Here is a 21,933-nt window from a genome sequence, read left to right as displayed (position 1 = left end):
GTCCTACGGGCGGGCCTTTCGTGCCGGCGACCAGCACGCCACCGCCCGCTTTCCCGGATCGGGCGGGCGGCGGGGAAGCCGGGGCAGGGACCCGCAGGGGCAGAAGGCGCCGCGGCGCCGGCGCCCACCGCAGCACCGCGTACCGGCGCCCCAGGAACCGCGCCCCCCGAACCGCGCCGGCCGGGGTCCGCCCGGCCGCACGACGGCCGGCGGTGGACCGACGTCAGCGGGGCCCGGGGCATGAACGCCCGTGGTGTGGGCATCCCGCCGGGCGAGCCGTCGGGAAGGGGAGGAACGCCATGGGATTCACGCCAGCGCAGAATCTCGGTCTGCTCACGCTGCGCGCCGGAGTCGGGGGAGTGCTGTTCGCCCATGGCGCGCAGAAGCTGTTCGGGTGGTTCGGTGGCCACGGGATCGAGGGGAGCGCGGGCGCCTTCGACCAGATGGGGTTCCAACCGGGCCGGGCCAACGCGATGGCCGCGGGGGTCGCCGAAGCGGGTGGGGGCACCCTGATCGCGCTCGGACTGGCCACTCCGGTCGCCGGTTCGGTCGCCGCGGGCACGATGATCGCGGCAGCGTCGGTTCACGCCCCCAACGGCTTCTTCGCCGCCGACGGCGGATACGAGTACCCGGCCTTGCTCGGCCTCTCGTCGGCCGCGCTGTCCCTGACGGGGCCGGGGGACTGGTCGCTCGACGCGGTGCTCGGGGACCGGCTGAACCGGCCCTGGATGGCGGGAGCCGGTCTGCTGGCGTCCTCGGTGCTCTCGGCGGTGCTCGTGCAGCGCCGGCGCCGGGCGGTCGCCGCCCGGCAGGCCGAGCCGGCGGCCCGGGCGGCAGCAGACAGCCCGGCCACTCCGGCGGCAGCGAGCTCCGATCCCACCCCGCATCGGGGATCGGGATCGTCCGGCTGCTGAGCCCCGGACCTGTGCTGAATCGGGTGCCTTCTGTTTCGATGAACGGACCATGGCAGCCGACGACGCCGGCACCGCCGGCCCACTGACCACCACGGCCGCGATCCCCGTGGGCGGTGGCGTGGTCTTCCGCGATCGCGGGGTCGTGATCACCCAGCCGGCCGCGGGGGTGTTCCTCGCGTTCAGCGCGACCTGCACCCACCAGGGCTGCCCGGTCCGGGCCGTGGCCGGCGGGACGATCAACTGCTTCTGCCACGGCAGCCGGTTCCGCATCGCCGACGGCTCCGTCGCGGGAGGCCCGGCGACAGAGCCACTGCCTCGACGCCCGATCACCGTGACCGGCGGCGCGATCGACCTCGACTGATCGCGCCCCGAACGGCCTCCCGCAGCGGCGGGTGCGCTACCGCGTCCCGCCGTCCACCGTCAGCACGCTGCCGGTGGTGAAGCTGGCGGCGTCGCTGGCCAGGTAGAGCGCCGCGCCGGTGATCTCCGAGGGACGGCCGACCCGGTTCAGCGCGGCCCGCCCGGCCAGTGTCGTGCGAACCTCGTCGTCCCAGTGGGTGCTGATGTCGGTGGCGAACGCGCCGGGCATGATCGCGTTGACCCGCACCGCCGGTCCGTAGGCGTGGGCCAGCGCGACGGTCAGCGCGTTCAGCCCGGCCTTGGCCGCGCTGTAGGGCGCCGCGCTCGGGTCCGGCCGGATCGCCGCGACGCTCGACACGTTGATCACCGAACCGCCGCCGCCGTCGCGCATCCGGCCGGCCAGCAGCGTGGTCAACCGGAACGGCCCCTTGAGGTTCAGGTCGAGCACGCTGTCGTACATGGCCTCGCTGACGTCGGCGAGATCGTCGTAGAGCGGGGACTTGCCGGCGTTGTTGACCAGGACGTCCACCCGGCCGAAGCGGTCGAGGACGGCGTCGGCCAGCTCGCCGACCTGCTCCCAGCGGCCGAGGTGGCAGGCGTACGCGAAGGACTCGCGGCCCAGCGCGCGGATCTCGTCGGCCACAGCCTCGCACGCCGCCAGGTTCCGGGAGGCGACGGCGACGTCCGCGCCGGCGCCGGCGAAGGCCAGCGCCATCTCCCGGCCGAGCCCCCGGCTGCCACCGGTGATCAGGGCGACCTTGCCGGTCAGATCGAAGCCGTTCGCGGGTGTCTGCGTGCTCACCGTTCTCCTGTGGTGTCGTCGGCGGACTCGCCGGCCAGCAGCGCCAGCCCGCGGTGGAACAGCGGGCCGATCGACAGCGCGAACCGCTCCCAGCTGTCGTCGACGCGCTTGCCGGTGCGGTGCAGCCGGACGTTCAACACCGAGATGGCACCGAACCGGTAGCAGGCCAGGGCCCGGAACCAGTCGAAGCGCGGCGTGTCGCGGCCGGTGGCCCGCTCGTAGCGCGCGCGCAGCCAGTCGGCGTCGGCGACCACGCGCATCCGCTCGGCGTGGCTCGGGTGCCAGGACGCGGGGTCGGTGAACATGGCGAGCCAGCCCAGGTCGAGCAGCTGGGCGCCGATGCCGGCGATCTCCCAGTCGACGATCGCGGCGAGCGCGCCCGAGGCGTCGTAGAGCACGTTGTTGGTGTGGAAGTCGCCGTGGAAGATCCCGACACGCGGGTCGGACGGCGGTGCCACGAGCAGCGCGTCGCGCAGCGCCTCCCCGTCGCGCCGCCATGCCGGGTCGTCGGCCCGGTCGAGCAGCGGTGCCCAGAAGGCGATCTCGTCGGCCGGCGGCCGCGGCGACTCCCAGCCGTCGGGCGCGGGCACCGCGTGGACGGCGGCGAGCGCGTCGATGGCCTGCCCGAGGTAGGGGAGCGGGTCGACCCCGGCGCCGGGGGCCACGCTCAGCTCGGGCGCGCTCATGTGCAGCGGCAGCGCGTCGAGCCGGTCCTGCACGATCGCATCGGTGCCGAACCAGCGCGGGTCGCCGGTCGCGAACCGCACCGCGGCAACGGGCACCCCGCCGGCGGTCAGTGCCCGCAGCAGCGGGACCTGGCGCAGAACATCGGTGTTGCCGCGGCGCCGCACGCCGGGTGGGGCGAGCCGCACGACCAGGGGCAGTACTCCCGTGGCGGCAGTAGCGGTCCGCACGTCGCAGCCGAAGCTCAGGCCGGCGTTGCCGGGCATCGGCCAGGCGCCCTCGACCGTGGCACCGGGGTCGATCGTCGCGCGCGCCCAGGCCTGCACGCCGGCGGCCGTCTCATCGGGGCCGATCACCGGGCGGGCCCCTTCGGCGGTGCTCATGTGCGCCGACGCTAGCCGACCGCCCGGCCCTGAACGCACGGCGGCGGGTCCTGATGATCGTCAGGACCCGCCGGAGGCGTGGTGGGAGCGCGGCCGGGACGACCGGCGCGGTCACTCCGCGCAGCTGCTGGTGATCTTTGCGATCTCCCCGTCGAGGTCCATGCGGTCGGACTCGTCACCGAGTGCAACCACCTCGAGCGTGGCGTCGATGAAGTGCCGCAGCAGGTCCCGGTCGACCTCGAGCACCGCGCGTCCCGAGCTGGAACCGATCTCGATCTCGACGATGTCGTAGCCCTGCACCACCTGCGGGCTCATCCGGATGTCGCCGTAACCGGCCGGTCCGGTAAGCCCGTCGATGACCAGGTCACGGGCCACCAGCCACTCGACCCACCTATCGTGCCTGGTCCGGACCGCGAGCGTGACCGCGAACGGGTCGGCCGCGCTGTAGCTCCACCGGGTCACGACCGGCGCGGGCTGCCCGTGCAGCACGGTGAACATGTCCTGCTGGACCGAGTCGCTGGTCGTCATCGTCGCCCCCTGGCGCGTGCTGTGCCATCCGTGTTCGGACAGCGTCGTAGAGGGAATCGCCGGTGGGGCCCGGAACGCAGCACTTCGAAGCCGTGTTCACTCGAACAAGTGACGGCCGTGATGCCCCGGATGGAGGACGGGGGGTTCGGCCGCCCGCGGGCAGGTAGGGCGCGACCGCGTCGCGGACCCGGTCGGCACCGTGGATGGTGCCGTCGGGCAGCAGCAGGTGGTCGGCCGGCAGCAGTGGGGTCCGGCCGGTTCGCGTCGCAACCGGGCGTCGGCGTCGAGGGTCGCCCGGGCACGGCAGGTCGGTCCGGCGAGGCTTCCGGACGCCCGTGGGGCATCCGCGCCGCGGCGGGGCGGACGTCCGGGCGGCGTCGCACCGCAGCGCGTTCCGGGAGCGGCGCGGTCCGGCCACCCCGGGACGCCCGCGCGGTGCGGCAGGCCTGTCGGCCGCACCGCCGTGGTGATCCCCACGACCGCGCACACCGGCGGCCGGATCGGCTCAGGAGGTGCTCATGATCGGGACGCTGCGCTCACCACCCAGATCCCGGTCGCGCCGGTGCGGCCGGGCTGGACGACGGTGACGGTGGCGCGGCCCCCCGCGGCGTCGTTCACCACGACCGTGCCGCCGCTGACCGACCCGGCCTCCGGTGCGCCCCACCCGTAGGTCGCGCCCGCGAAGGCGACCGCCACCTCGGCCGGATCGAGCAACCACGGCTGGGCGCCGCCGTCCACCCGGGCCTGCAGCGGCGCCACCTCGGCGGGGTCGGTGACCGGCCACAGCAGCGTCGCCCCGGACCGTCCCTCGTGGGCGCCGCCACCGCCGCCAGCGCCACCGCTGCCACCGCTGCCACCGCCGGCCCGCGGCGTGGCGCTGGTCGGCCCGGGGGTGGCGCCGGCGGAGGGTTCGGGGCTCGGCGTGGCGGTCGCCGTGGTGCTCGGAGCGGCCGGCGGAGCAGGGGCCGGAGCGGTCTGCTGGTCGGAGCCTCCGCACCCGGCGAGCAGACCCGCGAGAAGGAGGAGGGCCATGGTGCGCCCGGGCTTCAGCACAGTCACGGCGGGGACGCTAGTTTCCCCGCACACCGCAGGGTGCCTGCGCGCGTCGGCGCGTCCGGGTGGGCCGCTCCGGTCCACATGGGTTGATCCGTCCTGGTGATGGAGGGCCGTGGGACGGGATCGGGCGTCCGGTGGAACCGGGCCGTCGTTAGGGTGCCCGCAGCAGAGTGGCGACGAGCATCCGAGGTGGCAGATGAGCGACGACGGCAGCACCGGCGCGCAGGCCTTCTACGCGGCGCGGGAGTTCCTGCTCGCGCACCGCGAGGACTACGACACCGCTTACCGGGACTTCCGCTGGCCCGAGCTGGACGAGTTCAACTGGGCCCTCGACCACTTCGACGCCGTGGCCGCCGACCCCGAGCGCGGGGCGCGGCGGGCGCTGTGGATCGTGGAGGGTGACGGCTCCGAGGCGCACTGGACCTTCGCCGAGCTCTCCCAGCGCTCGAACCGGGTCGCCAACTGGCTGCGCGAGCGGGGCGTCGCCCGCGGTGACCGGATCATCCTCATGCTCGGCAACCAGCTCGAGCTGTGGGAGACGCTGCTGGCCGCGATGAAGCTCGGCGCGGTCGTCATCCCCGCCACCACGCTGCTCAACGCCGCAGACCTGCGCGACCGGGTCGACCGCGGCGGGGCGAAGCACGTCATCGTCGGAGCGGCCGACACCGGCAAGTTCGACGACGTCGCGGGCGACTACACCCGCATCGCCGTCCGCGGGGCGCCCGAGGGCTGGCACGACTACACCGACGCCTACCGCGCCGCCGATTCGTTCACCCCCGACGGCGTCACCCGTGCCTCGGACACGCTGCTGCTCTACTTCACCTCCGGCACCACGGCCAAGCCCAAGCTCGTCGAGCACACGCACGAGTCGTACCCGGTCGGGCACCTGTCGACCATGTACTGGATCGGGCTCGAGCCGGGCGACGTGCACCTCAACATCTCCTCTCCGGGCTGGGCCAAGCACGCGTGGAGCAACGTCTTCGCGCCGTGGATCGCCGAAGCGTGCGTGCTGGTCATGAACTACGCCCGCTTCGACGCCGAGAGCGTGCTCGGGGTGCTCGACCGCTGCGGCGTGGACAGCTTCTGCGCCCCGCCGACGGTCTGGCGGATGCTCATCCAGGCCGATCTCTCCCAGCTGGAGAACCCGCCGCAGAAGGTCGTCGGCGCGGGTGAGCCGCTCAACCCCGAGGTCATCGAGCAGGTCGAGAAGGCGTGGGGCGTCCGGATCCGCGACGGGTTCGGCCAGACCGAGTCGAGCGTCCAGATCGGCAACCCGCCCGGACAGTCGATCAAGCCCGGCTCGATGGGCCGCCCGATCCCGGGCTACCACGTGGAGCTGATCGACCCGGCGACGGGGGAGAAGGCGGAGGAGGGCGAGATCTGCCTGGACCTCGCGCGCCGCCCGCTGGGCCTGATGGTCGGCTACCACGGCGACCCGGAGCGCAACGCCGAGGCGATGGCCGGCGGGTACTACCACACCGGCGACGTCGGGTCCCGTGACGCGGACGGCTACATCACCTACGTCGGCCGCGCCGACGACGTGTTCAAGGCCAGCGACTACCGGATCTCCCCGTTCGAGCTGGAGAGCGTGCTCATCGAGCATCCGGCGGTGGCCGAGGCGGCGGTCGTCCCGTCGCCGGACCCGGTGCGCCTTGCCGTGCCGAAGGCCTATGTGGTGCTGGCGGCCGGGTACGAGCCGGACGCCGACACCGCCCGGTCGATCCTGGAGTTCGCCCGGGACAACCTCGCGCCCTACAAGCGGATCCGCCGCCTGGAGTTCGCGGAGCTGCCCAAGACCATCTCGGGCAAGATCCGCCGGGTCGAACTGCGCGGGCGGGAAGGCGAACTGCACGCCGATCCCGCCGCGGCCCCGGCCGGCGAGTTCACCCTTTAGCGGGGCACCCGCGTCGGCCGGGTGCCGGCGCGGGTACTACCGGATCGTGGACGAGCGGTCCGAGGTCACAGGAGCGGGGCGCATCTGCGTCGGCCGCTGGAGATGCCGATCGCCGCTCGCGTCGGCGAGAAGGGACTGCCCGGCTCGTCCGGGCAGGGGGGGTGGACCGTGACCGTGACCGAACCACACACGCCGGACGGCCCGGCGGCATCCACGAGCCCCGGCCCGATGGCCGGGGTGCTCGCCGACATGCCCGAGGTCTGGCGACGGCTGCTCGTCGAGCACGTCCCGGACCGGCTGGGCCGCTGCACGGCCTGCCGCAACGTCAGCGGTTCCGGTGTGCGGTGGCCGTGCACCCTGCAGCAGATCGCGAGTCAGGCCCGCGTGCTGCACGAGACCCGGGGCGACGGGTAGCCCCGGCTCGGCACGGTCACGGGCGGGCCGCCCCCGCGGCATCGCCCGACGTGACATCGGCCGGCGGCGATGCCACTCCGACCCCGTGGCGGCGGTGCGCCCACGGCAACCGGATCTCGCGGCCGCCGGTGATCCCCGACGGTCTCCGCAGCAGCATCACCACGAGCAGCAGGCCGAGGACGACGTTCTGCATGCCCGGCCGCGGGTCGACCTGGATCAGGCCGAGCACGTCGCCCGCCTCGGCCCGCCGCAGGATCTCCGAGAGCACGGACACCACGGTCGCGCCGAGCACGGCTCCGGTGAGCGAGTCCGCGCCCCCGATCACCAGCATCGTGAGGATGAGGAACGTGTAGTTCAGGTAGAACACGTCCGGGGTCACGGAGCCGAGGAACAGCGCGAACAGCGCACCGCCGACGCCGGTGAAGAACGCGCTGATGACGAAGGCGATCCCACGCTGCAGCGGCACGGAGATGCCCGCCGACGCCGCCGCGACCGGATCGTCCTTGGACGCCCGCAGGCGCTTGCCGAACGAGGACCGCTGATAGCACCAGGCCGCCACGATCGCCACCGCCGCCCAGGCCAGCGCCGTGGGCAGGGTGGTGCTCGACGGGATCGCCGACAGGCCCTTGCGGCCCCTGGTGATGCTGTCCCAGTTCGCCGCGACGACGCTCACCGAGATCAGCAGCGACACCGTCGCCAGGCCCGCCGACAGCCCGTCGATCCGGGACAGCGGTACCGCCAGGACCACCGCGACCACGGCGGCGAGGAGGCCGCCGGCCAGAACGGCCACGGTGGGCGCGACGGTCAGCGTCCGTATCGGTTCCGGTGCGTCGGCCAGCAGTTGGGCCTTGCGGGCCGCCGGCATGACCAGGACTCCCGCCGCGTAGGCGCCGATCGCGGCGAAGCCGAGGTGGCCGAAGGAGTACACGCCGGAGTTCCCGACGAAGACGTAGAGGCCGATGACCAGGACGAGGTTGATCAGGGCGACGACGACGGTCCGCTGCAGCGAGGTCGGGCCCTGGGCCGCGACCAGCGCGACGGCCCCCACCCCCAGCACCAGGACCAGCGGAACGGACATCCACTGGAGCAGGCGTCTCAAATCCTCACCCCCTCGGCCTTGGCCACCAGCCCCTGCGGCCGCAGGACCAGCAGCGCGGCGACGGCGGCGAACAGGATCGCGTCACGGAACGGTTTGACCTCGACCGGCAGGAACGACTGCAGCAGCTGACCGGAGACACCCAGCACCAGTCCGCCGATCGCGGCGCCGCGCAGGCTGGACAGCCCGCCGACCACGGCCGCGATGAGCCCGAAGAGCACGGCGTCGACGCCGAAGCCCGGCGTCACCGAGCCGCTCGCCGCCAGCAGGAACAGCGCGGCCGCGGCGGCCAGCACCCCGCTGACCGCGAAGGCCATGCTGATCACCCGGTCGGTCCGGACGCCCATCAGCCGGGCGGTGGTGAAGTCCGCGGCCGCCGCCCGCATCTGCAGCCCGAGCGTCGTCCTGGTCAGGAACAGCGACAGCCCGCCGACGAGCAGCGCGGTCACCACGACCGTGGCGATGTTGAGCTTCGGCACGTAGACCGTGCCGAAGGAGTAGCTCTCGCGCAGCGCGGGATGGACGTCGGCGGCGGCGGGCAGGGCGCCGAAGACGGCCTCGGCCAGGCTGGACATCGCGATGGTGACGGCGAACGACGTCACGAGCAGCGTCGCCGGGTTGGCCCCGCGGACCGCCCGGAACGCGACCAGCTCCAGCAGGACCGCCGCGGCCACGCACGCCACGACCGTGATGACCACCCGCAGCGCGAGAGGCAGGCCCGCGGTCAGGACCAGCGCGTACCCGCCGATCATGATGAGGCTCGAGTGGGCGAAGTTGACCAGGCGCAGGATGCCGAACACCATCGCGACGCCGAGTGCGTACAGCGCGTACAGGCAGCCCAGGTTCAGCGCGTCGATCGAGTACTGGATCAGCGGGCTCATGCGGGCAGCTCCTCGGTGGTCTCGCCCAGGTACTCGCTCGCCAGCGCCGCCGCCCCGCCGAGCTCCTCGGCCGTCCCCGACCGGACGGCCCGGCCCGTGCGCAGCACGTAGGACCGGTCGGCCAGGGCGACGGCCCGGGTCGCGTTCTGCTCGACGAGCAGGGTGGTCATGCCGCCGCGGCGCAGTTCCGCGATCGTGTCGAACACGGCGTCGACCAGCAGCGGGGCCAGCCCGAGCGACGGCTCGTCGAGCAGGAGCAGGCGTGGCCGGCTGAGCAGCGCCCGCGCGATCGCCAGCTGCTGCTGCTCGCCGCCGGAGAGGTAGCCCGCCTGCTGGCCGTAGCGCTCGCGCAGGATCGGGAAGCGGTCCAGCTCGCGTTCCACGTCGTGGGCGACCGCGCGCCTGTCCCGGCGGATCGTCGCCCCCAGCGCCAGGTTCTCCGCCACGGTCAGCGAGCCGAAGATGTTGCGGCCCTCGGGGACGAGCGCGACGCCCCGCCGCACGGTCTCCTCCGGCGGCAGGCCGACGAGGGACTCGCCGTCGAACACGATCCGGCCGGCGGCCGGGGTGACGAGGCCGCTGACGGCGGCGAGCGTCGAGGACTTCCCGGCGCCGTTGGGTCCGACCAGCGCCACCAGCTCGCCCTCGTCGACCGACACCGACAGCCCGTGGACCGCGGTGATCCCGCCGTAGCGGATGGTCAGGTCAGCGATCTGCAGCACCGAGCACCTCCTCGCCCGCCCTGTCGTGCCCGAGGTACGCCTCGACGACCGCGGGATCGCGCCGCACCGTGGCCGGGTCCCCGACGGCCAGCAGCCGGCCGTGGTCGATCACCTGCAGCCGGTGGCACAGCCGCATGATCAGCCGGAGGTCGTGCTCGATCACCATGAGGCCGCACGAGAACCGCTCGGGCAGGCGGGCCAGCAACTCCAGCAGTTCGTCGCTCTCGTCCTCGTTGAGCCCGGCGGCCGGCTCGTCGAGGAGCACGTAGCGGGCGCCCGTGACCAGGATCCGGGCGATGCCCAGTCGACGCTCGATGCCGTAGGGCAGTGATCTGGCGGGCGTCGAGGACAGGTGCGACATGCCGAACCAGTCGAGGATGTCCCCGGCCAGCCCCCGGACCTTGCGGTGACCGAGCCCGAGTCCGAGGCCGACGGCCTCGACGTTCTCGTAGACGCTCATCTCCGGGAACAGCCGCACGTTCTGGAAGGTCCGTCGCACACCGCTGCGGCTGAGCCGTCGCGGCGACCACCCCGTCATGTCCACCCCGTCGACGACGAGGCGCCCGGTGTGGCGCTGGAACCCGGTCAGCGCGTTGACCAGCGTGGACTTCCCGGCGCCGTTGGGCCCGATGAGGCCGAGGATCTCCCCGTCGCGCAGTTCGAGGTCCACGTCGTCGAGGGCCCGCAGCCCCGCGAAGTTCACGGAGATGCCCGTCGCCCGGAGCCGCCCGGTCTCCACCGGATCACCAGGACCCGGCCGGTCGTGGGTGTTCGTCACTGGTGCCGGCCCGGGGTCAGCACGGCGCGCCGCCGGGCACCTCGGTCAGGGCCAGGTCGCGCTGGACGACGGCCGGCTTGCCGGCGGTGTACTCGACGATCAGTTGCGGCCGGAGGGAGGGGATGTGGCACGTCGCGGTGTACGTGGTCGGCCCCATGAGCAGGTCCTCGTCGGTGAACCTGTCGAGTTCCGCCGACACGGCCGCGCTGTCGGTGGTGCCGGCCCGCTCGATCGCCCTGGCCAGTGCCTGCACGCTCGAGTATCCGGTCAGCGGGTAGAACGCACTGGCCGCGGGCGAACCCGTTTCCTGCTCGATGCGCCGGAAGAACTCGTTGCGCGCCGCCACCGGGTCGTCGCCGTGCAGGGAGGCGGTGACCGGGACGAAGAAATCGCTGAGATCCGGAACGGCGTCGAGCCAGTAGGTCCCGTCGAATGCCTGCGTGCCGACCATGGGCAGGCCGATCCCGGCCGCACGGATCTGCCGGATCAGGGTGGCGCCACCGGGTGGATAGCTGGCGATGACGACGAGATCGGCGCCCGATCTCTGGATGTCCGCGATCTGCGACGCAGCGGACTGGTCACCGTTCTGGTAGGTGGTTTCACCGGCGATCTGGCCGCCCATTGCCTGCCATTTCTTGGTGAAGTACTCGCCGGCCACCTGGCTGTACTCGAGACCGCGGTCGTTGATGACGAAGGGCTTGCGGTATCCCGCGGCGAACGCCCACTGCGCCATCGTCGCCCCCTCGCCCGGGGAGGCCTGGTGCAGGTTGTAGGTCATCGGGCCGGTGCCCTCGTAGCCGAACAGCGGCCCACCGGCGCAGCCGATCGCGATGATGCCCTGGTCGTTCGCGGTCCGCGCGGCCGGTCCGCCGATGTCGTAGTCGCAGGCCGGTACGACGAACTGCGCACCCTTCTCGATCGCCTCCTGCGCCGCCGACTGGATCTTCGTCGGATCCGACTCGTTGTTCGTCGTGATCAGTTCGAGTTGCCGGCCGAGCACGCCGCCCGCGGCGTTGATGTCCTTCACGGCCATCGCCATGCCCTGCTCGACGGGGACGTCGAATACCGACATGAATCCGGTCATGCCCGCGGTGTGCCCGATGACGATCGGGCCGGAATTCGAGTCGGATCCTGATCCGGCCGCGGAGCCGCATCCCCCGACGAGTGCAATACCGACACCGACTGACAAGGCGCGTAGGACGGCGGACCGCCTTCGGATGCGAATCACGATTCTCCCTCGCCGAGCTTTCGGAACCCGGATACGGCCCGAATCGTATGTTCGCTCGGTCGGGTGATCTATGTGCAATGTGACAGGATGCAGTGCCTGATTTGTGCAGCCCGCGCAAACCTTTGCCGTGGTGTCACGGCTGTGTTCCGAATCAGGTCAGGCTGTTGTCGCCGCCGCGTTGCCGGCCGCTGGTACGAGCGGGCAGGGGTCACTCGGTCGGTGGGGAGTAGTGGCCCGGCCACTCTTCGTGCGGGATCCGGGTGATCTCGAGGACCTCACCGATCGTCGACCACTGGTTGCGGCCCAGCCGGGCGAGCGGGCGCAGCTTCTCGATCGCGGGGAGCTTGTTGCCCCGCTCGTCCTCGGTGAACACCTCGGCGTCGATCGCGGCGTGCAGCACCCGGCCGATCACGACCGTGGAGTCGCCGAGTTCGATGTCGCGTTCGAGCCGGCACTCCAGCGCCACCGGCGACTCGGCGACCCGGGGCGGCGCGACGGTGCGGCTCGGCTCGGGTGTCAGGCCCACCGCGGCGAACTCGCTGACCCCGGCGGGGAAGTTCGTGGCGGTCGCGTTGACCTGCTCGAACATCGGCTCGTTGGCCAGGCTGACGACGAACTCACCGGTCTCGCGGACGTTGCGCAGCGAGTCCTTCCTGCCCACCGAGGTGAACTGCACCATCGGCGGGTCGACGCACGCGACGGTGAAGAAGGAGTGCGGTGCCAGGTTGTTCACCCCGGCGGCCGAGCGGGTGGAGACCCAGGCGATCGGGCGGGGGACCACGATCGAGGTCAGCAGCTTGTAGAAAGAGCGGTGCCCCAGCTCGTCGGGGTCCAGATCCGTGCGCATGACGCGATCATCCCCTCCGAGCGGACCGGGCGCCCGCCCTCGCCGCCGGTCGCCGTACCGTCGCCCACCATGACCCCCCGACGCCCCTCGCCGCGCCCGACCACCCGGACGGACCGGTGGGCCGGCCGTTCGGCGGGACTGCTGGCCGGGGTCGCGGCCGACGCGCTGTTCGGCGACCCGCGGCGCGGGCACCCGGTGGCGGGCTTCGGCCGGCTCGCGGCGGCGCTCGAGCGGTGGTGCCACGCCGACCGGCGGGTCGCCGGGGTCGGGTACAGCGCGGTCCTGGTGGGCGGGGCGGTCGGGCTCGGCGCGGCCGTGGAGCGGCTGGCCGGTGACCGCCCGGTGGCCCGCGCCGCGCTCACCGCCGTCGCGACATGGGCGGTGCTCGGGGGGACGTCGCTGGCCCGCGAGGGCGCGGCGCTGGCCGGTGAGCTGGAACAGGCCGATCTCGGGGCCGCCCGGACCCGGCTGCCGAGCCTGTGCGGACGCGACCCGTCCGCGCTCGACGCGGCCGGGATGGCCCGCGCCGGGGTCGAGTCGCTGGCCGAGAACACCTCCGACGCCGTGGTCGCCCCGCTGTTCTGGGGTGCGGTGGCCGGGGTTCCGGGGCTGCTGGGCTACCGCGCGGTCAACACCCTCGACGCGATGGTCGGTTACCGGTCACCGCGGTACGCGCGCTTCGGCTGGGCGTCGGCCCGCCTCGACGACGCGGCGAACCTGCTGCCCGCCCGGGCGGCGGCGCTGCTGTTCGCCGGGCTGGCGCCCGCGGTGGGCGGCTCACCTCGGGCGGCGCTGGCGGCTTGGCGGCGCGATGCGCGGACCCACCCGAGTCCGAACGCCGGCCCGGTGGAGGCGGCGGCCGCGGGCGCGCTGGGGGTGCGGCTCGGCGGGCTGACCGTCTACCCGCACGGGTCCGAACAGCGCCCGTCGCTCGGCACCGGGAAGCCGCCGCGGGTCGCCGACCTGCACCGTGCCGCGCGGCTGTCGCGGCTGGTCGGGTGGGTGTCGGCGGGCCTGGCGGCGGCCGGGGCCCAGGCCGCGGCGCGCCGCGCGAACCGGCTCGGGCGTCGGACGGCTCAGCGCCGGCCGTAGCGCTCCGCGAGCGGGGTCTCCTGGGAGTCCGGCTGCGCCCCGTCCGGATCGACGCCGCCGTCGCGGCCGGCCAGCGCGTCGCGCAGCGCTCCCTTCGAGTCCGTGCCGCGGCCCCGCCGTTGCAGGACCTCCAGCCGGATGAAGTAGCCCAGTGCGACGATCGCGATCGCCCCGAACGTCAGCCACTGCAGCGCGTAGGACAGGTTGGTGAACGGTGCGCCGCCGGTCGCGGGGGCCACGGCGAGTGGGCCCAGCACACCGGGCTGCTCCGGCGCGAGCTGCAGGTAGCCCGGCATCAGGTCCAGGCCGGTGTCCGCGGCGATCGGGCGGGAGTCGGCTGCGTAGAACTGGCGGTGGCCGCCTGCGGTGAACACCGGCCGGGCCTGCGGGTCGGTCTCGTCGAGCCGCAGCCGCGCGGTCAGCGTGACGGTGCCCGTCGGCGGGGCGGCGAAGTGGGGCACCGTCTGGCCGTCGGTGGTTGCGATGTAGCCGCGATCGACGACGACCACCCGGCCGTCGTCGGTGCGCAGCGGGGTCAGCACCTCCGACGCGGGCTTGCCGTCGACCACCCGTAGCCGGACCAGCGTCTCGGCCTCCGGCAGGTAGGTCCCGGTCACCTGCACCTGGCGCCACTCGACCTCGTTCGTGACCCCGGCGCCCGCCGGGACCAGCTCGCCGAGCGGGACCGGTGCGACGGCGTAGGAAGCGTCGATCGCCTGCTGCTGGGCGTCGCGCTGGGCCTCCCGGCCGAACTGCCACGGGGCGAGGAAGGTGTAGCAGGTGATCACGAACCCGATCACCACGGCGATGGTGACGAGCCAGCCCGGACGTAGCAGGAACCGCATGCTTCCACGGTATGCGCTCGCGGGCCGGAGGGTACGGGCGCGTCACCACCGCGAGCGTGCCGGGCGCGCCCACGGGCGATACTGGCGCCGTGGCCGGAGATCTGCGGGGGGCGTTGCTGGTCGCCGGGACGACCTCGGACGCGGGCAAGAGCGCACTGGTCGCCGGGATCTGTCGTTGGCTGCGCCGCAAGGGCGTGCGGGTGGCGCCGTTCAAGGCGCAGAACATGTCGAACAACTCCGTCGTGACCGTCGACGGCGGGGAGATCGGCCGGGCCCAGGCCATGCAGGCCCACGCGTGCGGGCTGGAGCCCAGCGTCGCGTTCAACCCGGTGCTGCTCAAGCCCGGCGGTGACCGGACCTCGCAGGTCGTGGTGCTCGGCAAGGCCGACGGCCAGGTCAGCGCGCGGTCCTACCGGAACCGGACCGCGGCGTTGCTGCCCGTGGTCACCGACACGCTGGCCGACCTGCGGGCCCGCTACGACGTCGTGGTGTGCGAGGGCGCCGGTTCCCCGGCCGAGATCAACCTGCGCGCCACCGATCTGGCCAACATGGGGCTGGCCCAGGCCGCCGACCTGCCGGTCGTCGTGGTCGGCGACATCGACCGCGGCGGGGTGCTGGCGCACCTGTTCGGCACCGTCGCCGTGCTCGACCCGGCCGACCAGGCCCGCATCGCGGGATTCGTGATCAACAAGTTCCGCGGCGACCCGGCCCTGCTCGAACCCGGCCTGGAGCAACTGCGGGCGCTCACCGGCCGTCCCACCTACGGCGTGCTGCCGTGGGCGGAGCGGCTCTGGCTCGACGCCGAGGACTCGCTGTCCGCGGTGGCCGACGGGGTGCTCGGCCGGCCGGCGCCCCCGCACGGGTCGCAGTGGCTGCGGGTCGCGGTCGTGCGCTCACCCCGGATCTCCAACGCCACCGACGCCGAGGCGCTGGCGTGTGAGCCGGGTGTGGCCGTCCGGTACGTGACCGAGCCGTCCCGGCTGCTCGATGCCGACCTGGTCGTGCTGGCCGGGTCGAAGGCGACGGTCAGCGACCTGGAGTGGCTGCGGCGCACCGGGCTGGCCGACGCCGTGCGCGCCCACGCGGCGGCCGGGCGTCCGGTGCTGGGGATCTGCGGCGGCTACCAGATGCTCGGGCGGCGGATCGTGGACCCGGGCGGCGTGGAGGTTCCCGGCGGGGCCGACGTCGAGGGCCTCGGCCTGCTCGACCTGGAGATCGCCTTCGACGCCGACAAGCACCTCGGGCGGCCGTCCGGGCGCGGGCTGGGCGTTCCGGTCACCGGCTACGAGATCCACCACGGGCGCGTCGTGCACTCGGGGGACCCGGCGCTGCTGGACGCGGGTGGGTCCGGAGAGGGATCCGATACCGGCGCGGTGCTCGGCACGCACTGGCACGGGCTGCTGGAGAACGACGACTTCCGCCGCGCGCTGCTGGCCCGGGTGGCGGCGCAGGCCGGGCGCGGTGGCTTCCGGGCGGCCCCGGACACCTGCTTCGCCGCCGAGCGGGCCGCCCAGCTGGACCTGCTCGGCGACCTGGTCGAGCAGCACCTGGACACGAGCGCACTTGAACATGTCATCAGTCACGGTGCGGATGTCGGTCTGCCGGTCCTGACGTCGCGTCTGGCAGGCTCGACGCCGTGACCACCGCTGTCTCCCGGACGCCCCGGTTCCCGTTCTCCGCGGTCGTCGGGCACGACGACCTGCGGCTCGCGCTGGTGCTCAACGCGGTGCACCCGGGCATCGGCGGGGTGCTGGTGCGCGGGGAGAAGGGCACCGCCAAGTCGACGGCCGTGCGCGCACTGGCCGCGCTACTCCCCGGCCTGCAGGTCGTGCCCGGCTGCCGGTTCCGCTGTGCGCCGGACGCCCCCGATCCGGAGTGCCCGGACGGCCCGCACGCCGCCGGCGGGACCGGTGAGATCCGGCCCGCGCAGCTCGTCGAGCTGCCGGTCGGGGCCACCGAGGACCGGCTCGTCGGCTCGCTGGACCTGGAGCGGGCGCTGTCCGAGGGCGTTCGCGCCTACCAGCCCGGCCTGCTGGCCGACGCCCACCGCGGCGTGCTCTACGTCGACGAGGTCAACCTGCTGCACGACCACCTCGTCGACCTGCTGCTCGACGCCGCCGCGATGGGCCGCGCGCACGTCGAGCGCGACGGGGTCTCGGTATCGCACGCGGCACGGTTCCTGCTGGTCGGGACGATGAACCCGGAGGAGGGTGAGCTGCGCCCGCAGCTGCTCGACCGGTTCGGGCTGACCGTGGAGGTGCGCGCGGCGCGCGATGTCGACACCCGCGTCGAGGTGGTGCGGCGCCGGCTGGCGTTCGAGGCGGACCCGCAGGGGTTCGCCGCCTCCTGGGACGGCGAGGAGGCGGACACCGCGCGGCGGATCGCCGACGCCCAGGACCGGGTGACCTCGGTCCGGCTCGACGACACCGAGCTGCGCCGGATCGCCGCGGTGTGCGCGGCCTTCGACGTCGACGGCATGCGGGCGGACCTGGTGATCGCCCGGGCCGCCGCCGCGCACGCGGCGTGGCGGGGCGCTGACGCGGTGGCCGAGCAGGACGTGCGGGTCGCCGCCCGGCTCGCGCTGCCGCACCGGCGCCGCCGCGACCCGTTCGACGAGCCGGGCATCGACGAGCAGACCCTCGAGGACGCGCTGCGCGACGCGGCCGAGCAGGCCGAGCGCGACCCCGAGCCGGAGCCCCCGGACGGCGGCGGTGGGGAAGCGCCGGATGCGCAGCCCGAGGCGGGCCCGGACGGCGCCGCCGGTGACCGGGGCTCCGACGGGGGCGCCGACCGGTCCGACGCGCCGGCGCCCTCCGAGCCGCCGCAGACCGGCCCGCCCGCCGCGACCTCCGACCCCGGACCGCAGGACCCGCCCGCCGGGGAGGTTCCCGCGGCGGGGGCACGGCCCGCCGGCGACGGCCCCACCCGGGCCGCCCCGCCGCCGTCCAGCCCGTTCCGGGCCAGACGCCTCGAGGTCCCCGGTGTCGGCGAGGGCGCGCCCGGTCGCCGGTCGCGCGCCCGCACCGACGCCGGCCGGGTCGTCCGCCCGGCGGACCCGGGCTCGTCGGCGCCGCGCCGCGCCGCCGACGTGCACCTGCCCGCCACCATCGTCGCCGCCGCGCCGCACCAGCAGGCCCGCGGCCGCAGCGGGGCCGGGCTGCGGCTGCACCGCGACGACCTGCGGCACGCCGTCCGGGAGGGCCGCGAGGGCAACCTGGTGCTGTTCGTCGTCGACGCCTCGGGCTCGATGGCCGCGCGCAAGCGGATGGGTGCGGTGTCCGGCGCGGTGCTGTCGCTGCTCCGCGACGCCTACCAGCGCCGCGACAAGGTCGGGCTGGTCACGTTCCGGGGCCTGGGCTCCGAGCTCGTCCTGCCCCCGACGTCCAGCGTGCCCACCGCCCAGACCCGGCTCACCACCATGCGCACGGGCGGGCGCACCCCGCTCGCCAGCGGCCTGCTGCGGGCCCGCCGGGTGCTGGCCGTCGAGCGGCTGCGCGACCCGCGGCGCCGCCCGCTGCTGGTCCTGCTGACCGACGGACGGGCCACGGTCCCGGCCCGCGCCGGCGGCGACCCGGTGCACGACGCCTGCCGCGCCGCCGGGCTGCTCGCCGCCGACGGCGTGCACACCGTGGTCGTCGACTGCGAGTCCGGGCCGGTGCGCCTCGGGCTCGCGGCACGGATCGCGGAGGCCGCGGGTGGCCCGCTCGTCACCGTCGACGAGCTGTCGGCCGACCGCGTGACCGGTGTCGTCCAGGCCGCACGTGCGGCGTAGCCACCGTGAGCGGATGACGCGGTCCCACGGACCGTTCCCGCTCACGAGCCGACCGAAAGGAGGCACGTCGTGCCTCAGGGCCAGGTGACCTCGGTCCCGCAGGACGGGCTGACCACGCGGCAGCGCCGCAACCGGCCGCTGCTCGTCGTGCACACCGGCGAGATGAAGGGCAAGTCCACCGCGGCGTTCGGGCTGGCCCTGCGCGGGTGGAACCAGGGCTGGTCGATCGGGGTGTTCCAGTTCGTCAAGTCGGCGAAGTGGAAGGTCGGTGAGGAAGCCGCGTTCCGCGCGCTGGGCCGGCTGCACACCGAGACCGGTGAGGGCGGGCCCGTCGAGTGGCACAAGATGGGCGAGGGCTGGTCGTGGGCCCGCAAGCAGGGCAGCGAGGCCGACCACGCCGCGCAGGCCGCCGAGGGCTGGGCGGAGATCCGCCGCCGGATCGAGAACCAGGTCCACGAGGTCTACGTGCTCGACGAGTTCACCTACCCGATCAAGTGGGGCTGGGTCGACGTGCGCGAGGTCGTCGACGTGCTCGCCGCGCGGGAGGGCCGCCAGCACGTGATCATCACCGGTAGGGACGCGGCGCCGGAGCTGATCGAGGCCGCCGACCTGGTCATGGAGACCACCAAGATCAAGCATCCGATGGACGCGGGCCAGAAGGGCCAGCGCGGGATCGAATGGTGAGCGCATGAGATACCGGCGGCTGGGTGGCACCGGACTGCAGGTCTCCCGGGTCTGCCTGGGGATGATGAGCTACGGCTCGCCGACCTGGCGGGACTGGGTGCTCGATCTCGACGCCGCGCGCCCGCTGGTGCGCCGGGCCGCCGAGCTCGGCATCACCTTCTTCGACACCGCCGACATGTACTCCCTCGGCGTGAGCGAGGAGGTGACCGGCACGCTGCTGCGGGAGCTGTTCACCGACCGCGACGACTACGTGCTGGCCACCAAGGTGTTCATGCCGATGGGCGAGGGGCCCAACATGGGCGGGCTGTCGCGCAAGCACATCCTGTCCGGCATCGACGCGTCGCTGCGCCGGCTCGGCACCGACCACGTGGATCTCTACCAGATCCACCGCTGGGACCCGGACACGCCGATCGAGGAGACGATGGAGGCGCTGCACGACGTCGTGCGCGCCGGCAAGGCCCGCTACCTCGGCGCGTCGAGCATGTACGCCTGGCAGTTCGCCAAGGCCCAGCACGCCGCCGACCTGCACGGATGGACCCGCTTCGTCTCCATGCAGGACCACTACAACCTGCTCTACCGCGAGGAGGAGCGGGAGATGCACCCGCTGTGCCTGGACCAGGGCGTCGGGGTGATCCCGTGGAGCCCGCTGGCACGCGGGATGCTGGCCGGCACCCGGACCCGGGAGGGCCGCACCACCACCCGGGCGAGGACCGACGAGGTCGCCGACCGGCTCTACGCCGAGGCCGACTTCGCGGTCGTCGACGCGGTGGCCGAGGTCGCCGCGCAGCGCGGGCTGCCGCCGGCCCAGGTGGCGCTCGCGTGGCTGCTGCACAAGCCGGCGGTGACCGCGCCGATCGTCGGGGCGACCAAGCCGGGCCACATCGAGGACGCGGTCGCCGCCGTGGACATCGAGCTGTCCGACGACGAGATCGTCGCGCTGGAGAAGCCGTACGTGCCGCACCCGGTGCTGGGCCACCGGTGACCGCCCGGGCGGTGGTGATCGCCGCACCCGCCTCGGGCAGCGGCAAGACCACCGTCGCCACCGGGCTGATGGCCGCATTGCGCCGCCGCGGGACGGCCGTCGCCCCGTTCAAGGTCGGCCCCGACTACATCGACCCCGGCTACCACACGCTCGCGGCGGGCCGGCCGGGCCGCAACCTCGACCCGGTCCTCGTCGGTGCCGAGCGGATCGCGCCGCTCGCCCGGCACGGCGCGGCCGGGGCGGACCTCGCGGTCGTCGAGGGCGTGATGGGCCTGTTCGACGGCCGGGTCGCCGACGGATACGGCTCGACGGCGCAGATCGCCGGGCTGCTCGGGGCGCCGGTGGTGCTCGTCGTGGACTGCCGTGGGCAGAGCCGCAGCCTCGCCGCGCTCCTGCACGGGTTCCGCTCCTTCGACCCCGGCCTCGATCCGGCGCCACGGCTCGCCGGGGTGATCCTCAACCGGGTGGGCAGCGACCGGCACGCCGAGGTGCTGCGAGCGGCCGCTGCCGAGGTCGGGCTGCCGGTGCTCGGGGCCCTGCCGCGTCGTGCCGAGCTCGCCGTGCCGTCGCGGCACCTGGGGCTGGTCACCGCGGTCGAGCACGGGTCCGCGGCGACGGCGGCGGTGGACGCGATGGCGGCGCTGGTCGCCGAGCACGTCGATCTCGACGCCGTGGCGCGCCTCGCCGAGCCGCTGCCGGACGGACCGGCCTGGGACCCGTCGGCCGAGATCGGCCGGGCGCGGGAATCGTCGTCGGAACGGCGTCGTCCGCGCACGGTGGTGGCGGTGGCGGGCGGGCCCGCGTTCACGTTCGGCTACGCCGAGCACGTGGAACTGCTGGTCGCGGCGGGGGCCGAGGTCGTGGTGGCCGACCCGCTGCGCGACGAGGCCCTGCCCGAGGGCACCGCCGCGCTGGTGCTGCCGGGGGGCTTCCCCGAGGAGCACGTCGCCGCGCTGGGCGCGAACGTCCCGCTGCGCGCCGCGATCAAGGAGCTGGCCGGGTCCGGGGCGCCGGTGCACGGCGAATGCGGCGGGCTGATCTACCTGTGCTCCGACCTCGACGGCCAGCCCATGTGCGGCGTGCTGCCCGCGTCGGCGTCGATGACCGGCCGGCTCACCCTGGGCTATCGCGAGGCCGTCGCGTTGAGCCCGTCGGCGGTGTTCGCCGCCGGGCAGCGGGTCGCCGGGCACGAGTTCCACCACTGCGCGGTCACGCCCCGGTCCGGAACCGAACCGGCGTGGGGATGGCGCGGCGGCGAGCCGGAGGGCTTCGTCACCGGCGGGGTGCACGCCTCGTTCCTGCACACCCACCCCGCGGGTGCCCCGGACGCCGTCGCCCGGTTCGTCGCGCGGGCCGGGTCACGGGTCGCGGGGGCGTCCTAGCGCGTTTCACCGCCCCGACCACGGGTAACGCCTGGTGCCGGCGAGCATGAGCACCAGGAGGACGCGTGGAGATCGGTATCGGCCTCCCGAGCACCATCCCGGGCACCGACGGCCCCACCATCATCGAGTGGGCCGGCGAGTCCGACGAGCGGGGGTTCCAGAGCCTCGGCATCGCCGACCGCGTCGTCTGGGACAGCTACGACCCGATCGCGGTCCTGGGCGCCGTCGCGGCGGCGACCGGGAACGCCCGGCTGACCACGACGGTCCTGGTGACCCCGCACCGCGGCAACGGTGCGCTGCTCGCCAAACAGCTCGCCAGCATCGACCAGCTCTCGCTGGGCCGGCTCACGGTCGGTCTGGCCGTCGGCGCGGTGAACTCCGACTTCGAGGCCACCGGGCGGGACTTCGAGCAGCGGGGCGGGAACCAGGACCAGTTGATCGAGGAACTGCGCGAGGTCTGGCGCGGCGTGCCGCGGCCCGGCGGCGTGATCGGGCCGCCGCCGGCGCAGCCCGAGGGCCCGCCGTTGCTGATCGGCGGGTACGGACGGCCCGCGATCCGGCGGGTGGCGCAGTACGGCGGCGGGTGGAT

General features: G+C 74.2%; 22 protein-coding genes. 11 read left to right on the top strand and 11 right to left on the bottom strand.

All coding sequences use genetic code 11. The features are described from left to right. Positions 1 to 299: 299 nt before the first annotated feature. The gene (locus HF519_RS19245) at positions 300 to 914 is read left to right on the top strand and encodes a DoxX family protein (RefSeq protein ID WP_169414369.1); all 615 of its coding nucleotides are present in this window, start codon (positions 300 to 302) and stop codon (positions 912 to 914) included. Between the two features lie 49 nt (positions 915 to 963). Continuing rightward, positions 964 to 1,275, top strand: coding sequence for a Rieske (2Fe-2S) protein (locus HF519_RS19240; protein WP_169414368.1), 312 nt, complete (start codon positions 964 to 966; stop codon positions 1,273 to 1,275). Between the two features lie 36 nt (positions 1,276 to 1,311). On the opposite strand, the gene HF519_RS19235 is transcribed toward HF519_RS19240, so the two are convergent. From HF519_RS19235 to HF519_RS19220, 4 genes are all read right to left on the bottom strand, one after another. Beyond that, on the bottom strand, positions 1,312 to 2,076 hold the full coding sequence (locus HF519_RS19235) for an SDR family NAD(P)-dependent oxidoreductase (protein ID WP_169414367.1): 765 nt from the start codon (positions 2,074 to 2,076) through the stop codon (positions 1,312 to 1,314). Beyond that, positions 2,073 to 3,143, bottom strand: coding sequence for a phosphotransferase family protein (locus HF519_RS19230; RefSeq protein ID WP_169414366.1), 1,071 nt, complete (start codon positions 3,141 to 3,143; stop codon positions 2,073 to 2,075). Before HF519_RS19230 ends, HF519_RS19235 begins: the two co-directional genes overlap by 4 nt. Before the next feature lie 111 nt (positions 3,144 to 3,254). Further along, entirely contained in the window at positions 3,255 to 3,671 is a 417-nt protein-coding gene (locus HF519_RS19225) for an SsgA family sporulation/cell division regulator (RefSeq protein WP_169414365.1), read from the bottom strand. A gap of 516 nt (positions 3,672 to 4,187) precedes the next feature. Beyond that, positions 4,188 to 4,730: a hypothetical protein gene (locus HF519_RS19220; protein WP_169414364.1), complete on the bottom strand. Its 543-nt coding sequence runs from the start codon at positions 4,728 to 4,730 to the stop codon at positions 4,188 to 4,190. Between the two features lie 193 nt (positions 4,731 to 4,923). On the opposite strand from HF519_RS19220, the gene HF519_RS19215 reads away from it, so the two are divergent. Continuing rightward, complete coding sequence (locus HF519_RS19215; protein WP_169414363.1) at positions 4,924 to 6,621, top strand: AMP-binding protein; 1,698 nt, start codon at positions 4,924 to 4,926, stop codon at positions 6,619 to 6,621. Positions 6,622 to 6,795: 174 nt separating this feature from the next. Continuing rightward, positions 6,796 to 7,035, top strand: coding sequence for a hypothetical protein (locus HF519_RS19210; protein WP_169414362.1), 240 nt, complete (start codon positions 6,796 to 6,798; stop codon positions 7,033 to 7,035). A gap of 16 nt (positions 7,036 to 7,051) precedes the next feature. Here the strand turns inward: HF519_RS19210 and HF519_RS19205 are convergent, their stop codons facing one another. From HF519_RS19205 to HF519_RS19180, 6 genes are all read right to left on the bottom strand, one after another. After that, positions 7,052 to 8,113, bottom strand: a complete 1,062-nt coding sequence (locus HF519_RS19205; protein ID WP_169414361.1) for a branched-chain amino acid ABC transporter permease — start codon at positions 8,111 to 8,113, stop codon at positions 7,052 to 7,054. Between the two features lie 17 nt (positions 8,114 to 8,130). After that, positions 8,131 to 9,012, bottom strand: a complete 882-nt coding sequence (locus tag HF519_RS19200) for a branched-chain amino acid ABC transporter permease (protein ID WP_169414360.1) — start codon at positions 9,010 to 9,012, stop codon at positions 8,131 to 8,133. Beyond that, the gene (locus HF519_RS19195) at positions 9,009 to 9,734 is read right to left on the bottom strand and encodes an ABC transporter ATP-binding protein (protein ID WP_169414359.1); all 726 of its coding nucleotides are present in this window, start codon (positions 9,732 to 9,734) and stop codon (positions 9,009 to 9,011) included. The genes HF519_RS19200 and HF519_RS19195 overlap by 4 nt, the downstream gene beginning before the upstream one ends. Continuing rightward, positions 9,718 to 10,473 carry an ABC transporter ATP-binding protein gene (locus HF519_RS19190; RefSeq protein WP_169414358.1) on the bottom strand — a complete coding sequence of 252 codons (756 nt, stop codon included), beginning with the start codon at positions 10,471 to 10,473 and terminating at the stop codon, positions 9,718 to 9,720. Before HF519_RS19190 ends, HF519_RS19195 begins: the two co-directional genes overlap by 17 nt. 55 nt (positions 10,474 to 10,528) lie before the next feature. Beyond that, the gene (locus HF519_RS19185; protein ID WP_312860209.1) at positions 10,529 to 11,740 is read right to left on the bottom strand and encodes an ABC transporter substrate-binding protein; all 1,212 of its coding nucleotides are present in this window, start codon (positions 11,738 to 11,740) and stop codon (positions 10,529 to 10,531) included. A 208-nt stretch (positions 11,741 to 11,948) separates the two neighbouring features. Further along, a complete protein-coding gene (locus tag HF519_RS19180) occupies positions 11,949 to 12,587 on the bottom strand; it encodes a flavin reductase family protein (protein ID WP_169414356.1) in 639 nt (212 codons plus the stop codon). Between the two features lie 69 nt (positions 12,588 to 12,656). Between HF519_RS19180 and HF519_RS19175 the strand changes: the two genes are divergently transcribed. Continuing rightward, positions 12,657 to 13,679 carry a cobalamin biosynthesis protein gene (locus HF519_RS19175; RefSeq protein WP_169414355.1) on the top strand — a complete coding sequence of 341 codons (1,023 nt, stop codon included), beginning with the start codon at positions 12,657 to 12,659 and terminating at the stop codon, positions 13,677 to 13,679. Here HF519_RS19175 and HF519_RS19170 read toward each other — a convergent pair. Beyond that, positions 13,664 to 14,524, bottom strand: a complete 861-nt coding sequence (locus HF519_RS19170; protein ID WP_169414354.1) for an SURF1 family cytochrome oxidase biogenesis protein — start codon at positions 14,522 to 14,524, stop codon at positions 13,664 to 13,666. The genes HF519_RS19175 and HF519_RS19170 overlap by 16 nt on opposite strands. A gap of 101 nt (positions 14,525 to 14,625) precedes the next feature. Between HF519_RS19170 and HF519_RS19165 the strand changes: the two genes are divergently transcribed. The 6 genes from HF519_RS19165 to HF519_RS19140 all read left to right on the top strand — a co-directional run. Next, entirely contained in the window at positions 14,626 to 16,164 is a 1,539-nt protein-coding gene (locus HF519_RS19165; protein WP_246244561.1) for a cobyric acid synthase, read from the top strand. Continuing rightward, complete coding sequence (locus tag HF519_RS19160) at positions 16,161 to 18,296, top strand: putative cobaltochelatase (RefSeq protein ID WP_169414352.1); 2,136 nt, start codon at positions 16,161 to 16,163, stop codon at positions 18,294 to 18,296. Before HF519_RS19165 ends, HF519_RS19160 begins: the two co-directional genes overlap by 4 nt. A gap of 69 nt (positions 18,297 to 18,365) precedes the next feature. After that, on the top strand, positions 18,366 to 18,980 hold the full coding sequence (cobO, locus tag HF519_RS19155; RefSeq protein ID WP_169414351.1) for a cob(I)yrinic acid a,c-diamide adenosyltransferase: 615 nt from the start codon (positions 18,366 to 18,368) through the stop codon (positions 18,978 to 18,980). 4 nt (positions 18,981 to 18,984) lie between these two features. Beyond that, complete coding sequence (locus HF519_RS19150) at positions 18,985 to 19,962, top strand: aldo/keto reductase (protein ID WP_169414350.1); 978 nt, start codon at positions 18,985 to 18,987, stop codon at positions 19,960 to 19,962. After that, the gene (locus HF519_RS19145) at positions 19,959 to 21,344 is read left to right on the top strand and encodes a cobyrinic acid a,c-diamide synthase CobB (RefSeq protein ID WP_169414349.1); all 1,386 of its coding nucleotides are present in this window, start codon (positions 19,959 to 19,961) and stop codon (positions 21,342 to 21,344) included. Before HF519_RS19150 ends, HF519_RS19145 begins: the two co-directional genes overlap by 4 nt. A gap of 65 nt (positions 21,345 to 21,409) precedes the next feature. Next, positions 21,410 to 21,933 (top strand): LLM class flavin-dependent oxidoreductase (locus HF519_RS19140; RefSeq protein ID WP_169414348.1); only part of this gene is annotated, 524 nt, incomplete at its 3' end.

The organism is Pseudonocardia bannensis, assembly GCF_012911875.1.
In the GTDB taxonomy this organism is placed as follows: Bacteria; Actinomycetota; Actinomycetes; order Mycobacteriales; family Pseudonocardiaceae; genus Pseudonocardia; species Pseudonocardia bannensis.
The sequence above is the reverse complement of the archived record's forward strand: the minus strand, read 5'-3'. Positions and strand labels throughout refer to the sequence as shown.

Coding starts and splice junctions, on each gene's coding strand:
- HF519_RS19245 (WP_169414369.1), top strand. CDS start 300: ATGGGATTCACGCCAGCGCAGAATCTCGGTCTGCTCACGCTGCGCGCC.
- HF519_RS19240 (WP_169414368.1), top strand. CDS start 964: ATGGCAGCCGACGACGCCGGCACCGCCGGCCCACTGACCACCACGGCC.
- HF519_RS19230 (WP_169414366.1), bottom strand. CDS start 3,143: ATGAGCACCGCCGAAGGGGCCCGCCCGGTGATCGGCCCCGATGAGACG.
- HF519_RS19225 (WP_169414365.1), bottom strand. CDS start 3,671: ATGACGACCAGCGACTCGGTCCAGCAGGACATGTTCACCGTGCTGCAC.
- HF519_RS19215 (WP_169414363.1), top strand. CDS start 4,924: ATGAGCGACGACGGCAGCACCGGCGCGCAGGCCTTCTACGCGGCGCGG.
- HF519_RS19205 (WP_169414361.1), bottom strand. CDS start 8,113: ATGTCCGTTCCGCTGGTCCTGGTGCTGGGGGTGGGGGCCGTCGCGCTG.
- HF519_RS19200 (WP_169414360.1), bottom strand. CDS start 9,012: ATGAGCCCGCTGATCCAGTACTCGATCGACGCGCTGAACCTGGGCTGC.
- HF519_RS19180 (WP_169414356.1), bottom strand. CDS start 12,587: ATGCGCACGGATCTGGACCCCGACGAGCTGGGGCACCGCTCTTTCTAC.
- HF519_RS19175 (WP_169414355.1), top strand. CDS start 12,657: ATGACCCCCCGACGCCCCTCGCCGCGCCCGACCACCCGGACGGACCGG.
- HF519_RS19170 (WP_169414354.1), bottom strand. CDS start 14,524: ATGCGGTTCCTGCTACGTCCGGGCTGGCTCGTCACCATCGCCGTGGTG.
- HF519_RS19150 (WP_169414350.1), top strand. CDS start 18,985: ATGAGATACCGGCGGCTGGGTGGCACCGGACTGCAGGTCTCCCGGGTC.